Origin of the sequence: Paraburkholderia sp. GAS42 (genome assembly GCF_050436565.1) — a bacterium.
Lineage (GTDB): Bacteria > Pseudomonadota > Gammaproteobacteria > Burkholderiales > Burkholderiaceae > Paraburkholderia.
Genome location: NZ_JBNDML010000005.1, coordinates 103,988 through 120,377 on the forward strand (window position 1 = coordinate 103,988; position 16,390 = coordinate 120,377).

The window sequence follows — 16,390 nt, forward strand, 5'->3', positions numbered from 1 at the left end:
TCAAAAAGTGGGCGGGTATCAAATGAATGTTGATGTGAAGTCAATAATCACTGTCTTTTCGAGGTGAGCGCGCGCCGAAGACCTTTTTGTCCGGTTGCGAGGAGAGGTTTCTGGCGTGTATATACAAGTTATGGTGTCGTCTCATGAGGTAACCGGCCGATGCCACCGCACTCGCCGGTGACATTGGGAGCCTCTAGATCGGGTATCAGTGCGCCTCTACTGGAAACCCCTAATCCCAATCTTTAAAAAACAAGTTGTATAGACAAGAACGCGACGCTAAACTTCAACCTCAATTGTATAGACAGGATTCTTCATCATGATTCTTACGCCCGGCAGCCTCACCCTTCCGCAACTGCGCGAAATTGCCCGCGAGCAGGTCACGCTCGAACTCGACCCGGCCAGCTTCGCGGCCATCGACGCCGGCGCGCAAGCCGTCGCGGATATCGCCGCGAAGGGCGAGCCGGCGTATGGCATCAACACCGGCTTCGGCCGTCTCGCCAGCACGCACATTCCGGCCGACCAGCTCGAACTGCTGCAACGTAACCTCGTGCTGTCGCACGCGGTCGGCGTGGGCGAGCCGATGTCGCGCCCGGTCGTGCGTCTCCTGATCGCGCTGAAGCTGTCGAGCCTCGGCCGCGGTCACTCGGGCATCCGCCGCGAAGTGATGAACGCGCTGATCACGCTCTTCAACGCCGACGTGCTGCCGGTGATCCCGGTGAAGGGCTCGGTCGGCGCATCGGGCGACCTCGCGCCGCTCGCCCATATGTCGGGCGTGCTGCTCGGCATCGGCGAAGTGTTCATCCGCGGCGAACGCGCTGCGGCAACCGAAGGCCTGCGCGTCGCCGGTCTGAAGCCGCTCACGCTGCAGGCGAAGGAAGGCCTCGCGCTGCTGAACGGCACGCAGGCATCCACCGCGCTCGCGCTCTACAACATGTTCGCGATCGAAGACCTGTTCCGCACGGCGCTCGTGTCCGGCGCGCTGTCGGTCGATGCGGCGATGGGTTCGGTCAAGCCGTTCGACCATCGCATTCACGCATTGCGCGGCCATCAAGGTCAGATCGACGCAGCGGCGGCGTATCGCTCGCTGCTGGAAGACTCGGCAATCAACGTCTCGCACGCCGATTGCGACAAGGTGCAGGATCCGTATAGCCTGCGCTGCCAGCCGCAGGTGATGGGCGCGTGTCTCGACCAGATGCGCCACGCTGCCGACGTGCTGCTGATCGAAGCGAACGCCGTCTCCGATAACCCGCTGATTTTCCCGGACACGGGCGAAGTGCTGTCGGGCGGTAACTTCCACGCTGAACCGGTCGCATTCGCCGCCGACAACCTCGCGCTCGCTGTCGCCGAAATCGGCGCGCTGGCTGAGCGCCGCATCGCGTTGCTGATCGACGCGACGCTGTCGGGTCTGCCGCCGTTCCTCGTCCGCGATGGCGGCGTGAACTCCGGCTTCATGATTGCGCACGTCACAGCCGCTGCACTGGCATCGGAAAACAAGACGCTGGCGCATCCGGCTTCGGTCGATTCGCTGCCGACGTCCGCGAATCAGGAAGATCACGTTTCGATGGCCACGTTCGCCGCACGCAAGCTCGCCGACATGGCGGAGAACACGGCGAACATCCTGTCGATCGAACTGCTCGCTGCTGCGCAGGGTATCGACCTGCGCGCACCGCACAAGACGAGCCCGAGCCTGCAACGTGTGATGCAGACCGTGCGCAGCGAAGTCGCGCATTACGAGCTGGATCACTACTTCTCGCCGGACATCGTGGCGATTACGCGCCTCGTGCAGAACGGCACGATCGCAGCGCACGCGCCGCTCTCGTTCGCATCCGAACAGTAAAGCCGACGCGACATGAACGCACCGGCTTATCAGGGGATCAAGGACTTCATCCTCGGCCGCATTCACGCGGGCGAATGGGCTGAAGGCGACCAGGTCCCATCGGAAAACGAACTTGCGCGCGAATTCAACGTCGCACGCATGACGGTGAACCGCGCGTTGCGCGAACTCACGTCGGAGCAGGTGCTGACGCGCGTGCAGGGTTCGGGCACGTTCGTCGCGCGGCCGAAGTACGAATCGACGCTGGTCGCGATCCGCAGCATCTCCGACGAAATCGTCGCACGCGGTCATCGTTATCACGCGAGCGTGCTGAACGTCGGTGCGACGATTGCGGACGAGATGCTTGCCGAAGAGATGCAGGTCAAGGCAGGCAATCCGCTCTTTCATTCGCGCGTGCTGCATTTCGAAAACGATGAGCCGGTGCAGCTCGAAGAGCGCTGGGTCAATCCGTCTGTCGCGCCCGAATACGCATTGCAGGATTTCACCAGCACGACGCCGAACCAGTATCTCGTACGCGTCGCGCCGCTACAGCGTGTCGAGTACCGGATCGAGGCGCTCGCCGCCGACGCCGATACGCGCACGCTCCTGACGATGGATGAAATGGAGCCCTGTCTCGTGCTGCATCGACGCACGTGGTCGCAGGGCCTGGTCGCTTCGGTGGCCAACTTATGGCACCCCGGCAACCGTTATCGCTTCACCGGACACTTCTGAACTTTCTCTCTGGGCATTTGAGGGCCACCACCATGAACAACCCGAAACATATCGATCCGCGTCTCGACCCGACCCGCACGATCCGCGCGCCGCGCGGCAGCGAAAAGACCTGCAAGACGTGGATCGCGGAAGCCGCGTACCGCATGATCCAGAACAATCTGGATCCGGAAGTCGCCGAGCATCCGCACGCGCTCGTGGTGTACGGTGGTATCGGGCGCGCCGCGCGTAACTGGGATTGCTTCGACCAGATCCTCACGTCGCTCAAGGACCTGAACGAAGACGAAACGCTGCTGATTCAATCGGGCAAGCCGGTCGGCGTGTTCCGCACGCATGCTGATGCGCCGCGCGTGCTGCTCGCGAACTCGAACCTCGTGCCGCACTGGGCGACGTGGGAACACTTCCACGAACTCGACCGCAAGGGTCTGATGATGTACGGCCAGATGACGGCCGGTAGCTGGATCTACATCGGTAGCCAGGGCATCGTGCAGGGCACGTACGAAACGTTCTTTTCGGTGGCGAACCAGCATTTCAACGGCGATCCGTCGGGCCGCTGGATCCTGACGGGTGGCCTCGGTGGCATGGGCGGCGCGCAGCCGCTGGCCGCGACGATGGCAGGCTTCTCGATGATCGCCGTCGAATGCGATGAGACGCGTATCGACTTCCGTCTGAAGACGCGCTACGTCGACAAAAAGGCAGCGACGCTCGACGAAGCGCTCGCGATGCTCGACGAGGCGAAGAAGGCCGGCAAGCCGGTGTCGATCGGCCTGCTCGGCAATGCGGCCGACGTGTTCGCGGAATGCGTGACGCGCGGCATTACACCGGACTGCGTGACCGACCAGACCAGCGCGCACGATCCGATCCACGGCTACCTGCCGCAGGGCTGGAACGTCGAAGACTGGCGTGAGCGTCAGAAGACGGTGCCGGACAGCATCGTGCTTCCCGCGAAGCAATCGATGGCGAAGCAGGTGCAGGCCATGCTCACGCTGCAGGAACGTGGCGCCGCCACGCTCGATTACGGCAACAACATCCGTCAGATGGCGCTGGAAATGGGCGTCGAGAACGCGTTCGATTTTCCGGGCTTCGTGCCGGCGTATATCCGTCCGTTGTTCTGCGAAGGCAAGGGGCCGTTCCGCTGGGTCGCGCTGTCGGGCGATCCGGAAGATATCTACAAGACCGATGCGAAGGTCAAGGAACTGATTCCGGACGATCCGCATCTGCACAACTGGCTCGACATGGCGCGCGAACGTATCGCGTTCCAGGGCCTGCCGGCGCGGATCTGCTGGGTTGGCGTGAAGGATCGTTATCGTCTGGGTCAGGCGTTCAACGAAATGGTCAGGAACGGTGAGCTGAAAGCACCGATCGTGATCGGTCGCGATCACCTCGATACGGGTTCGGTCGCAAGTCCGAATCGCGAAACGGAATCGATGAAGGACGGCTCGGATGCTGTCAGCGACTGGCCGTTGCTCAACGCACTGCTGAACACGGCAGGCGGCGCATCGTGGGTCTCGCTGCATCACGGTGGCGGCGTCGGCATGGGTTTCAGCCAGCACTCGGGCGTCGTGATCGTCGCCGACGGCACGGACGAAGCGTCGAAGCGTCTTGGCCGTGTGCTGTTCAACGATCCGGCGACGGGCGTCATGCGTCATGCGGATGCCGGCTACGAACTCGCGCAGGAAACGGCGCGCGAGGCCGGTCTCAATCTGCCGATGCTGGGCCGCTGATCGATGGCCGATGCAGTCAACGCGACGCTGATTCGTGGCGTCGAACTCGTGGCGTCGCCGTGGAAGAACGGCGGCGGCGTCACGCGTGAAGTTGCGGCGTTCCCCCCAAGGGGGCTTCCTTCGGGGCGTCCCCCAAGGGGGCTTCCTCCGGGGCGCCCCGAAGGCGCCGCGCTCGATACTTTCCTCTGGCGCGTGAGTGTCGCCGACGTGGCGCAGCCCGGCCCGTTCTCGCGCTTCGAGGGCGTCGACCGGACGCTTGTGCTGCTGTCGGGCGCGGGCATGCTGCTCGACGACGCCGAAGGTCACACGCATGCGTTGACGCAGCCGCTCGACATCGCACACTTCAAGGGTGAAGCGTCGATCGACGCGCGGCTCGTCGACGGCGCGACACGCGACTTCAACCTGATGGTGCGTCGTGGGGCCGCCGCAGGCGACGTCGAGGTCTGGCGCGGCGAAACAGAGCACACGTTGACGGCGGACGTCGTGTTGCTGTTCTGCGCGGCGGGGCCGGTTGAAATCACGCTGGATCAGAACGCCCCGGTTCATCTCGCGGACAACGACACGTTGCGCATCGACGCCCCACGAGGGTTGCGCTGCGCAACGAAAGCTGCAAACGCGGGCGCCGTGCTCGCGATCGGCATTCGCTACACATGACGGACGCGCCTCGATATATCGGGGCCGCGTTTTTTTCGCATTTACATTGCAATGAGCAAGCGATGAAGCAAACCGTCTGGCATCACCTGAAGCTCTGCGCGCAGGGCGATCCGAATCAGACCCTCGACGACGCGGCGATCGCCGTGCGCGACGGCCAGATCGCCTGGCTTGGCGCGTCGCATGAACTCCCGAAAGAATACGAATCCTGGCCGCGCGAAGACCTGGGCGGCGCGTGGGTGACGCCGGGCCTTGTCGATTGCCACACGCATCTCGTGTATGGCGGACAGCGTGCTGACGAATTCGCGCAACGGCTTGCGGGCGTGAGCTACGAAGAGATCGCGAAGCAGGGCGGCGGCATCGTCTCGACGGTACGCGCAACGCGCGCCGCCGACGAAGACGCGCTGTTCCAGCAATCGGCCGCGCGTCTCGAACCGCTGCTGGCTGAAGGCGTCACAGCCGTCGAAATCAAATCCGGCTATGGCCTCGATCTGGCCAGTGAGCGCAAGATGCTGCGCGTCGCGCGACGTCTTGGCGAGCGTTATCCGGTATCGGTGTACACGACGTTTCTCGGCGCGCACGCGTTGCCGCCGGAATTTGCCGGCCGTGCCGACGAGTACATCACCGAAGTCTGCGAACGCATGCTGCCGGCGCTCGCCGACGAAGGCCTCGTCGATGCAGTCGACGTGTTCTGCGAGCGCATCGGCTTTTCGCTTGCGCAAAGCGAGCGCGTGTTCGAGGCGGCGGAGCGTCGCAGGCTGCCAGTGAAAATGCACGCTGAGCAGCTGTCAAACAGTGGTGGTACGGCGCTTGCCTCGCGGCATCGCGCGCTCTCCGCCGATCACCTGGAGTTTCTCGACGAAGCGGGCGTTGCCGCGATGAAGGCGTCCGGCACGGTCGCCGTGCTGTTGCCGGGCGCGTACTACTTCATCCGCGAGACGCAACTGCCGCCGATCGATCTGCTGCGCCGTTACGAGGTGCCGATCGCGATTTCCACCGACAGTAATCCCGGCACGTCGCCCGCCACCTCACTGCTGTTGATGATGAATATGGCGACGACGCTTTTCCGCATGACCGTACCGGAGGTACTGCAAGGCGTGACGACTCATGCAGCGCGTGCGCTGGGCAAGGCAGAGCGACATGGCATATTGGCGGTGGGACGTCCGGCGGATTTCGCAGTGTGGTCCGTCGATACGCTCGCGGAACTCGCGTACTGGATCGGCCGTCCCTTGTGCGCGCGTGTCGTGCGCGCGGGCGAGACGGTCTACACACGACGCAGCGCCTGACGCTGCAGAGCGCAAGCATCCCTCACAAGGTTCGAAGATGACACAATCCAGTCAATCGCTGTTCGCCGAACACGCGTATCTGCCAGGCGGCTGGCGTCGCAACGTGCTGCTCGAATGGAACGCCGAAGGCACCTTGACCACAGTGACGCCCGACAGCACCGCGGCGACGCCCGGTGTTGCCCGTGCCGCAGGGCCCGTTGTGCCCGGCATGCCGAATCTCCATTCACACGCGTTCCAGCGCGCGATGGCGGGTCTCACGGAATACCGCGCCAACGCCACCGATACCTTCTGGAGCTGGCGCGACCTGATGTACCGTTTCGCCGCGCGCATCTCGCCCGAAGGGCTCGCTGCAATCGCGCAGTGGCTGTACATCGAAATGCTGAAAGCGGGCTACACGTCCGTGTGCGAATTTCACTACGTGCATCACACGCCTGATGGCAGCCGCTACGCGAACACCGCGGAACTGGCCGAACGCGTCGTCGATGCGGCGAAAGCGAGCGGCATCGGCATGACGATGCTGCCGGTGTTGTATCAGTACAGCGGCTTCGGTGCACGCGCGCCGCGTGACGACCAGCAGCGCTTCATCAACACGCCCGAGAGCCTGCTCGATCTGCTCGACCGCTTGCGGACCGCGCGTGCCGAAGACGCATCGTTGCGTTATGGCGTCGCGCCGCATTCGCTGCGCGCGGTATCCGGGGATTCGTTGCGCGCATTGATCAGCGGCCTCGATACGATGCTGCCGGGCGCGCCGGTGCATATCCATATCGCAGAGCAAACCGCCGAAGTCGACGCGTGCCTCGAAACCGAAGGTGCGCGGCCGGTGCAGTGGCTCCTCGACCGCTTCGACGTCGACGCACGCTGGTGCCTCGTGCATGCGACGCACGTCGATGCTGCGGAAACCGCGGCACTTGCGAAGAGCGGTGCGGTCGCCGGCTTGTGCCTCACGACCGAAGCCAATCTTGGCGATGGCATTTTCCCCGCGCAGGAATACCTTGAAGCAGGTGGGCGCTTCGGCATCGGATCGGATAGCCACATTGGCGTCGACTGGCGTTCGGAATTGCGGCTGCTCGAATACGGGCAGCGTCTGTCGCGGCGCCAGCGCAACGTGCTGGCGTCGGCAGATGCGACGCATGTGGCCGATCGTCTCTTTGCCGCGTCACTCGATGGCGGTGCGCGCGCAACCGGTCGCGCGGTCGGCGCGTTGCAGACCGGCCACCGTGCGGACTGGCTCGTGCTCGATGCCGACCATTCGAGCGTCGCGGAGCACGCGCCTGACGCATGGCTCTCAGGTGTCGTATTCTGTGAACATGGCGAAACGCCGATTCTCGATGTGTATGCAGGCGGCGAAAAAGTCGTCGACAACCGCAGGCATCGTGACGAGGAGCGCGCATATTCGCAGTACCGTATTGCGCTCGCTGAACTGCTGAAATGATCCGCGAATCGCAGGGCCGGTTCACGGACCCGAACAACGAACCCGAATACGGCCCAGAACCGAACTGACCCTGGACTGACATGACTGCATCGAACTCCACGCCGGTTTTCTCGCTGCATCAGGGAAGCCTGCCGCTACTGATCTCGATTCCGCACGTCGGCACGCGCATCCCCGACGACATCGCCGCGACGATGACGCCGGTCGCCGCGCGCACCGACGATTGCGACTGGCATCTCGACCGTCTGTATGCATTCGCGAAGCGCCTTGGCGCATCGATCCTGATGCCGGCTTACGCGCGCTATGTGATCGACCTGAACCGTCCGCCCGATGGCGCCAACCTGTATCCGGGCCAGGACACGACGGGACTGTTGCCTGTCGATACGTTCGACAAGGAGCCGTTATATCGCGACGGTCACCTTCCGGACGAGGCCGAAATCGCACGTCGTCGCGATGCCTACTGGAAACCGTATCACGACACCATCGTGAGCGAACTCGCGGCGCTCAAGGCAAAACACGGCAAGGTGCTGCTGTGGGAGGCGCACTCGATCCGCTCGCACGTGCCGCGTTTTTTTGAGGGACGTCTGCCGGATTTCAACTTTGGCACGTCGAACGGCGCAAGTGCGGCACCGGGGCTGGCTGATGAACTGGCTGCCATCGTCGGGAAGCACGGGGGCTATACAGGCATTGCAAATGGGCGGTTCAAGGGCGGCTACATTACCCGTCACTACGGGCAGCCCGAGAAGGGTGTGCACGCGATCCAGCTTGAACTGACGCAGATCACGTACATGCAGGAAGAGATGCCGTATTCGTATGACGAAGCACTTGCCGCAAAGGTCGAACCCCTGCTTGAAACGCTGATGAAAGCCGCATTGGCGCGTGTGCTGGCCGCGACCTGAGCGCTCTCTACAGTTAAAAATCAAGCATATAACGCGCCAGGCATCTACGCCTGGCGCTGTCAGGCCTCGTGCGCGTTCGCGCGGTTCCTCGAGGCTTCATTTTCACGCGCAAGGAACGCCGTCCCATCGCGTGGGTCAACACAAAACGTCATGCGTCCCGGGTCGGGATGCAATGCATAAGTGCAACGCCCGCCCGCACGCGGGTTGCGCGCAGCACGGCGAAGCGACTACCCTTCAGGAAGATGACGCGCGCGGCACTGGCCGCGCGGTGGCGTGACGACGACATCGGGGGAGAAAAGATGGATGACCCGGCGATGGAAGATTCTGACGAAGCTCAGCTCACGGTCTGGCGGGCCAACCTGGTTCTGTTGACCCGCGAAGTGGGCGCAGCGTCGCGTCTCGCGCGGATGATGACCTTTTCCGCGAGCTATCTGAAACTGATGCTGGCCGGCCAGCGCGAATTCAGCGAGGAATTCGTGCGCGGTGTCGAAGCCGTGACTGGCCTGCCATCCGGCTGGATGGATTCGCCGCACGCGGCAGGCGATATTCCTGCCGGCGCGCGCTCGGCGATCGACAACGAATCGCCGCTCGCGCGCTTTCGCGGCACCGCGCATCCGGTACGCAAGAAGTCGGTGCTGCGTCCACCCGAACCGATCTTCGGGCAACCGGCGCCTTCGAAACGCGTCGAAGAGGAAGCGCTCGACGCGGAAGTGCATCGTCGCCAGGCGCATTTTCGCAAGGTGCGTGATCTGGCGATGCAGGACGTACGGCGTTTCGAGCGTTACCTGAGCCATCCGCCCATTGAACTGGCCGCTGTCCGCGCGAAAGTGGAAGACGTACTGGCCGCGACCGATATCGATGGCCACGTGCATGCCGATCTCGCAGGGCGGCTCGAACAGATCGAGAAGCATCGGCATCTGTTGCTGCGGCATGTCGAAAAACTGCAGGAATTGCTGGCGCTGCTGGGCGAAGGGGGTGAATAAACGCCGGGCTGGGTGCTACCTGTGCAGTTCAGTCAGGATCTGCCCAGCGAGAAAGTCGCAGGGCGGTCTGTTCGAACGTGCGCTGCGCGCCAGCACGATTTCGAGGTCGGGCAGCTTCGGCAAGCCGTGCAGTCGCCCTAGCTGCACGAGATGCTGCGGCACCGCGCAGCGCGCAAGCGGTGCGACCGCAAGGCCGGCTTCGACCATGCTGAAAAGCCCCATCAGACTCGGACTTTCATACGACGTGCGATAGGCGATTTTCGCGCGCTGCAATGCGTGGATCGCATTGGCGCGCGCCACGCTGCCCACACCAAATACCGCAATCGGCAACGGCCGTTCCTTCCAGATCTCGCGTCCACTCGCGGCGCCTGCCCACACCATCGGCTCGAAGCGGATGAAATCGCCGTTCAGGCCTTTCACACGCGTCATGCACGCAAGATCGATCTTGTTGTCGCGTACCAGTGGCGCGAGCGCGCTGCTCGGCAGACCCATCACCTGAATCTCGACCTTCGGATACGTAGCCGAAAATTTCCGCAGCACCGCAGGCAGCAGCGACGCAGCATAGTCATCCGGCACGCCGATCGATACGCGGCCCTTCACCTCGGGATGAACCATTGAAGCCCACGCTTCGTCGCGCAATGCGAGCATCTGACGCGCGTACGCGATCAGCACGAGGCCGTCCTGCGTCGGCGTGACGTTACGTGGGCCACGTACGAAGAGCGGCTTGCCAAGCGCTTCTTCAAGCGAACGGATCTGCATGCTCAAGGCCGACTGCGAGCGATGCACGAGCGCCGCACCGCGCACGAAGCTGCCGGCGTCGGCGATCGCGACTACCATCGAGAGAACATCGAGATCGAGTGCTTTCATCGGTATCAGAAAATCTGATCGAAACGTTCAATATAACGCGTTTGTCTGAACGCAGGGTGGTCGGCATACTGGCGACACTTCAACCACGTGCCGCTGCGCGGCCGGAGACCGACGTCATGCCGATGACTTACGACGACTTCAAAAAACTGGGAATGCGCCTCGACATGTCGCGCGGCAAACCAGCGCCTGAGCAACTGGATCTGTCGCGCGCATTGCTCGATGAAGCGGGCACGGTGGGATTTTTATCGCGTGACGGCATCGATTGCCGTAACTACGGACACGGTCTGGGCTTGCCCGAGGCGCGCGAGTTCGGCGCGGAACTGCTGGACGTGCCGGCTGCGCAGGTCGTCGCGGGCGGCAACTCCAGTCTCGAACTGATGCACGATGCGCTGGCCTTCGCGATGTTGCATGGCATGCCGGATGGAGACGCGTGGTGCAAACAGAACGGTGTTTCATTTCTTTGCCCGGCACCAGGTTATGACCGCCACTTCGCGATCTGCGAGGCGCTCGGCATTCGCATGATTACCGTGCCGTTCAACGACGACGGCCCCGATATGGATTTCGTCGAAGCACAGGTGCGTGACGATGCGTCGATCAAGGGCATCTGGTGCGTGCCGCTTTATAGCAACCCGACGGGCACGCTCTGGTCGGCGGAAGTCACGCAGCGCCTTGCCTCGATGCACGCGGCAGCAGCGGATTTTCGTGTGATGTGGGACGACGCGTACCGCTTCCATCATCTGACCGACACACATCACGTGACGCCGAACCTGATCGAGGCCTGCTCGCATGCCGGTCATCCGGATCGCGCGCTGGTGTTCGCGTCGCTGTCGAAGGTGACGCTCGCGGGCGCTTCAGTTGCATTTCTCGCGTCATCGCAGCGGAATATCGCGTGGTGGCAGAAGCACGTCTCCGTGCGTACGATCGGGCCGGACAAGCTGAATCAGTTGCGTCATGTGCGTTTTCTGCGTGACCGTGCCGGGCTCGCGCGTTTGATGGAGCGGCACCGCGCATTGCTGAAGCCGAAGTTCGATGCGGTCGCAACCCTCTTCGGCGAACTGCTTGGGAACGTGCCGGAGGTGTCGTGGAATGGGCCCGAAGGTGGCTACTTCATCAGCCTGTACGTACCGCGTGGCCTCGCGAAGCGTACCGTCGAGCTCGCGGCCGATGCCGGCCTTGTGCTCACGCCGGCAGGCGCGGCCTACCCATACGGCGTCGATCCGGATGATCGGCACCTGCGCATCGCGCCGTCATTTCCATCGCTCGATGAAGTGCGGCAGGCGGCGCGGGGCATCGCACTCTCGTTGTTGCGCGCGATCGAGGAAACCCGTCGCTGAACGATCAGCGCGTACGGCGGCCGAGAAACGCCGCCTCGAGCCGCCACGTCACACCATCCGGTTCCAGCGCGACGCCGGTCCAGCGGAACGAATCGTCCGTGATATCGGTGAAATTCCAGCGGATCGGCGTGCCGTCCGCATGCGTGCCGATCTGGACGATATCGCGACCCACGCGCCGGCCAGTCAGTTCGTTGCGCTGGCCGGTGACAGGATTGAAATACGTGACACGCCACGCACGCAGCGCAGCATCCCAGATGCGCAGGGTCGTGCCGTACATGTTGTTGTCGGCGCCGGGTGCCGGTATGCGCTGGCTGCGTCGCGGCATGATCCAGACATCCTGCACCGCACGGCCTTCGAGTACCCAGGCGAAATGCACTTCGCCCGTCATCCGCCGTGCGCTCATGTCGACGCGATAGTGGAGCACGTCCAGTTCCCAGCTCCCGACCAGCCAGCCGTAGGCGTCATCGGATCCGGTGATTTCTGCTGCGCGGCCATCGGCAACCAGTGCCGGGGAAAAGCCCTGTTTCAGGTGCGCTTCGGTAACGTTCATCATTCGTTCTCCGGTATTCCATCCCTAACGTCGATCGGGTGTCGATCGGGTCACGCGCAGCAAAACCGCGTTTGCTGCCGATGTGATAAAACAAGAATACCGACCGGGACGAGGTGAAATCTTGGGGAAAATTGCCGTAGAACTGGAAGAGGCGCTGATGCAGCGCGCGCTAGAAGGCGTGCCCGGCCAGACGGTCCCACGCACGCTGGCGACCGGCGATGGCTGGGAAATCCGCGACATGCTGTGCACATTCGGCCCGCAGGACCGCCCATTCGAAGAGCGGCATGAGGGCGTGTGTATCGCGATGGTCGTCGCCGGATCGTTCGGTTATCGCGCGGATGCTGGCCGCGAGTTGTTGACGCCCGGTTCGCTGCTGCTCGGCAATGCAGGCGAATGCTTCGAATGCGGCCATCGGCATGGCGCGGGCGACCGATGCCTGTCGGTCAGTTATGCCCCGGCTTATTTTGAGCGGCTCGCGGCCGACGCAGGTGTGCGCCGCAGCGAACGCGCATTCCGCCGTGTACGCGTGCCGCCGCTGCGCGCGCTTTCGCCGCTGGTCGCCCGGGCATGCGCGGGTGCGGGCGGAGCAATGCCAACGCCGTGGGATGAATTCGTCGTTGAGCTTGCGGCCAGGACCCTGAATGTCCTGACAGAAAGCAGGCGAAACGCGGCGCAGCCATCCGCAGCGGCATGGTCGCGTGTCGCGCAGATCGTGCGGATGATCGACAGCGAGCCCCACGCCCCGCACACGCTGGGCGAACTTGCCCGCGCGGCGAACATGAGCGAATTCCACTTTCTTCGTACGTTCCGGCGCGTGACCGGCGTCACACCGCATCAGTACGTGCTGCGTGCACGTCTTCGTGCGGCGGCGCTGCGTCTTGCTGACGGTGCAGCGAAGATCGTCGACATCGCGCTCGATTGCGGCTTCAACGACGTGTCGAATTTTAACCACGCTTTTCGCACGGAGTTCGGCGCGAATCCGCGCGCGTATCGAGCCGGCGTGCAACGCGTATGAGCAGCCGTGGCGCGTTGCCGAGGCGGGCAGTCGCAGCTTGTCTGATCTTTTGCTGTGCGCTTTCTGCCGCGCACGCGGAAGACTCCGCGAACGTCGAGGACATTCCACCTTCGACGCTCGAAAGTGACGTTCATCTGTTTATCGTGCAGAAGGACGGCTCAGTCGAGGAACGCGACGACTCGATCCTGCGTGCCAATACGACGAGCGGCGTCGACGATATCGCGCAGCGTTACGTGTGGTTCAACAGGGACATCGAGCAGATCCAGTTGCTGACAGCGGAGACGATCGGGCGCGACGGCGTAGCGCGTCCGGTAGGACCGGAAGGCATTCGCGATGTGCAGGAACCGCGCTCGGCTGGCGCACCGACGTTCCAGGACGGCGTATTGCGAACCGTCATTTTTCCGGGCGTCGAACCGGGCGTGCGCGTGCATCTCGTGTTTGGCAAAAAGCGCACGAAACCCCTTCAGGCAGGGACTTTTTCGTATTTTGTGGAGCCGACGCGTGAACCTGTCGAGTTCCAGCAGCTGATCTTCGATCTGCCGTCCGACGTGCCGCTTCATGCGGACGCGCGCGGCTACGTTGCGCTCGACCCGGTGACGGAAAACGGCCGCACCCGCTACACGTTCGAATATCGTCACGGTCCGTATGTGCCGACCGAGAGTGGGGCAGTGGGCTATGTGACGTGGGGCGACCGGCTGATGATTTCCACAACGCAGGATTACGCTGCGTTTGCAGAGCGTTATCGTTCGCCCGCGCTAGACCCCACCGTGAACGATCCTGCAATCGTGGAGCTTGCGCGCTCGCTCACCGCGCAGACCGATGACCCGCGCACGAAAGCGCAACTGCTTTACGACTGGATGCGTTTCAATGTGCGCTACGTCGCGCTCTTTCTGGGCGAAACAGCGGCTGTGCCGCACCGCGCGACCGACATCCTGCGCAACCGCTACGGCGACTGCAAGGATTATGTTGCGCTGTATGGCGCGTTGCTCGCTGCGGTCGGCATCCGAAGTGAGGCGGTACTGCTGAATCTCGGGCCGATCTACACATTGCCGTCGGTGCCAGGATACGGCGCCAGCGCGATCAATCACGCCATTCTCTGGATGCCCGACCTTGCACTCTACGCTGACGCCTCGGCGGGCGGAACCGCCTTTGGCTATCTGCCGCCGGGCGTAATGGATCGACCGGTGCTGCTGGTGAACGAGGGCGTGCTATCGCGCACGCCGGCCGTGCAGCCTCGCGCGCGCAGCGCGCGGCTGCAGTTCGACGTCGGCACAGACGGAAACGCGGCGTACACATATCGTGTCGAAGATTCCGGCTCGACGGCGGAACCCGAGCGGAATATGTTCCGCCGCTCGACGCGCGCGCGGGCACAACAGATCGCCGCCGAGCGCTTGCGTCAGACCGGTCTGCATGGCACGGCGCAGGTGCGCACGGGCGATCTCAGCGCGACGCAAGGACCGTACACGAGCACGATTCAGGGCACCGTCGAGCATTTCGCATGGCCAGATGGAACCACCGCGCTGCCGGCACTGACGAGCCTCTCTGGCGGCATCGCGACGCAGGTGCTCGCATGGCTCGCGGAACCAGTGCGCACGCAACCGTATGTATGTATCGGCGGAGACTTCGACGAGACGGCGCAGATCACGCTGCCCGCCAGCGTGCGCGTGACCGACATCCCGCGTGACACGGCGGTGCACGACGCATCGTTCGATTACGCCTCGCACTATGTATACGATCCAGTCTCACGGACGTTGCAGATCACGCGGCAACTGCACGCCGCATTTCTACATCAGATGTGTTCGCCGGAAGAGTTTGCTGCGGCGCGTGCTGCGCTGATCAGGATCGAACGCGACGCGTTTTCACAGGTCATTGTGAAGGCAACGGGCGGATGAGATGCGGTTCACGCTGTCTCGCAGAAAACGCGAGACAGCGTGAGAACCATGAGGCCTGACTTAAATCCCGCTCTTGGTCACAATCGGCACCCACGTACCGCTCTTGACCTGATACAGCGTCGAAGAAGCGTTCTTGAGCGCGCCGGTGCTATCGAACGCGATCGGTCCCGTGATGCCTTCGAAGCTGATGCCCTTCAGCGCCGGGCGGTATACGTCAGGCGTCGTCGATTTTGCTGTCTGCATGGCCTTGATCGCCGCCCACGCCGCGTCATAACCGAACGGCGAGTACGACAGGATATCGACGCCGAAGCGCGTCTTGAACTTCTGCGAAAAGTCCTTGCCGCCCGGCAGTTGTGACAGCGGTCTGCCATATTCCCAGGCCATCACGCCTTCGGCCGCATCGCCGGCGAGCTTGACGAACTCGGGATCCTGGACCCCGCCGCCGCCAACCAGCTGCGCCGTCATGCCCAGTTGCTTCATCTTCTTCGCAAGCCCCGCTGCCTGCGTATCGAGACCGCCGAAGAAAATCAGGTCTGCGTTCGTCGACTTGATTTTCGTGAGTTGCGTGCTGAAATCCACGGCCTTGTTATCGGTGTATTCACGCGTAACGATCGTGCCACCCTTTGCCTTCACGGCTTTTTCGAACTCGTCCGCTTCGCCCTGACCGAACGCGGTGCGGTCGTCGATGATCGCGATGCGCTTTGCCTTCGTGACTTCGACTGCATAGACGCCTGCGTTGCCGGCGTTCTGCGCATCGGTGGAAATCACCATGAAGGTATTGGCGAAACCGCGGCCCGTGATGGTCGGGTTGGTCGCGGCCGGGTCGATCACGGGAATGCCGGCCTGCTCATAGATCTGCGAAGCGGGGATCGTCGTGCCGGAGTTGAAATGGCCGACGACCACCGATACGCCCTGGTCCACGAGCTTCTGCGCGGCCTGCACGCCGATGCGCGGGTCGGCCTGGTCGTCCTCGGAAACGAGATCGAAATGCGCGACCTTGTCGCCGATCTTGATCTTCTGCGTATTCGCCTCGTCGATCGCGAGCCGTACGCCGTTCTGCAGGTCTTTCCCATAGCCGGCGTTAACGCCCGTCAAGGGCGCGGCAAAGCCGACCTTGACCGGCAGATCGTCCGCAAAGCTGGACAGCGGTGCGATCGTCAGTGCTGCGCCGACCAGCACGGCGAAGGGTTGCATCGTCTTGCGAAGACTCATGTTCTC

The 16,390-nt window shown here is 63.1% G+C and carries 14 protein-coding genes; 11 read left to right on the forward strand and 3 right to left on the reverse strand.

Annotation, left to right across the window (positions count from 1 at the left end):
• Positions 1 to 316 precede the first annotated feature (316 nt).
• The 8 genes from hutH to P3T16_RS09975 all read left to right on the forward strand — a co-directional run bounded on the left by hutH (position 317) and on the right by P3T16_RS09975 (position 9,514).
• Positions 317 to 1,837, forward strand: coding sequence for a histidine ammonia-lyase (hutH, locus tag P3T16_RS09940; protein ID WP_429257086.1), 1,521 nt, complete (start codon positions 317 to 319; stop codon positions 1,835 to 1,837).
• Positions 1,838 to 1,849: 12 nt separating this feature from the next.
• Entirely contained in the window at positions 1,850 to 2,545 is a 696-nt protein-coding gene (gene hutC / locus P3T16_RS09945; RefSeq protein ID WP_429342128.1) for a histidine utilization repressor, read from the forward strand.
• 32 nt (positions 2,546 to 2,577) lie between these two features.
• A complete protein-coding gene (gene hutU, locus P3T16_RS09950; RefSeq protein WP_429257084.1) occupies positions 2,578 to 4,266 on the forward strand; it encodes a urocanate hydratase in 1,689 nt (562 codons plus the stop codon).
• 3 nt (positions 4,267 to 4,269) lie between these two features.
• Positions 4,270 to 4,920, forward strand: coding sequence for a HutD/Ves family protein (locus P3T16_RS09955; protein ID WP_429342129.1), 651 nt, complete (start codon positions 4,270 to 4,272; stop codon positions 4,918 to 4,920).
• Between the two features lie 62 nt (positions 4,921 to 4,982).
• Positions 4,983 to 6,203 (forward strand): imidazolonepropionase, encoded by a 1,221-nt coding sequence (gene hutI, locus P3T16_RS09960; protein WP_429342130.1) that lies wholly within the window; start codon positions 4,983 to 4,985, stop codon positions 6,201 to 6,203.
• Between the two features lie 37 nt (positions 6,204 to 6,240).
• Entirely contained in the window at positions 6,241 to 7,635 is a 1,395-nt protein-coding gene (locus P3T16_RS09965) for a formimidoylglutamate deiminase (protein ID WP_429342131.1), read from the forward strand.
• Between the two features lie 80 nt (positions 7,636 to 7,715).
• Positions 7,716 to 8,531: an N-formylglutamate deformylase gene (hutG, locus tag P3T16_RS09970; RefSeq protein WP_429257080.1), complete on the forward strand. Its 816-nt coding sequence runs from the start codon at positions 7,716 to 7,718 to the stop codon at positions 8,529 to 8,531.
• A gap of 314 nt (positions 8,532 to 8,845) precedes the next feature.
• On the forward strand, positions 8,846 to 9,514 hold the full coding sequence (locus P3T16_RS09975) for a hypothetical protein (RefSeq protein WP_429257225.1): 669 nt from the start codon (positions 8,846 to 8,848) through the stop codon (positions 9,512 to 9,514).
• Positions 9,515 to 9,529: 15 nt separating this feature from the next.
• On the opposite strand, the gene P3T16_RS09980 is transcribed toward P3T16_RS09975, so the two are convergent.
• The gene (locus P3T16_RS09980; RefSeq protein ID WP_429342132.1) at positions 9,530 to 10,381 is read right to left on the reverse strand and encodes a LysR substrate-binding domain-containing protein; all 852 of its coding nucleotides are present in this window, start codon (positions 10,379 to 10,381) and stop codon (positions 9,530 to 9,532) included.
• A 68-nt stretch (positions 10,382 to 10,449) separates the two neighbouring features.
• Between P3T16_RS09980 and P3T16_RS09985 the strand changes: the two genes are divergently transcribed.
• Positions 10,450 to 11,715: an aminotransferase class I/II-fold pyridoxal phosphate-dependent enzyme gene (locus P3T16_RS09985; RefSeq protein ID WP_429342279.1), complete on the forward strand. Its 1,266-nt coding sequence runs from the start codon at positions 10,450 to 10,452 to the stop codon at positions 11,713 to 11,715.
• A 4-nt stretch (positions 11,716 to 11,719) separates the two neighbouring features.
• On the opposite strand, the gene P3T16_RS09990 is transcribed toward P3T16_RS09985, so the two are convergent.
• A complete protein-coding gene (locus tag P3T16_RS09990; RefSeq protein ID WP_429342133.1) occupies positions 11,720 to 12,268 on the reverse strand; it encodes a hypothetical protein in 549 nt (182 codons plus the stop codon).
• A 118-nt stretch (positions 12,269 to 12,386) separates the two neighbouring features.
• Between P3T16_RS09990 and P3T16_RS09995 the strand changes: the two genes are divergently transcribed.
• Together P3T16_RS09995 and P3T16_RS10000 are read left to right on the forward strand one after the other, a co-directional pair.
• Positions 12,387 to 13,280: a helix-turn-helix transcriptional regulator gene (locus P3T16_RS09995; protein ID WP_429342134.1), complete on the forward strand. Its 894-nt coding sequence runs from the start codon at positions 12,387 to 12,389 to the stop codon at positions 13,278 to 13,280.
• A complete protein-coding gene (locus P3T16_RS10000) occupies positions 13,277 to 15,172 on the forward strand; it encodes a DUF3857 domain-containing transglutaminase family protein (protein WP_429342135.1) in 1,896 nt (631 codons plus the stop codon). The genes P3T16_RS09995 and P3T16_RS10000 overlap by 4 nt, the downstream gene beginning before the upstream one ends.
• Positions 15,173 to 15,232: 60 nt before the next feature.
• Here the strand turns inward: P3T16_RS10000 and P3T16_RS10005 are convergent, their stop codons facing one another.
• Entirely contained in the window at positions 15,233 to 16,384 is a 1,152-nt protein-coding gene (locus P3T16_RS10005) for a branched-chain amino acid ABC transporter substrate-binding protein (protein ID WP_429257075.1), read from the reverse strand.
• Between the last annotated feature and the right edge of the window lie 6 nt (positions 16,385 to 16,390).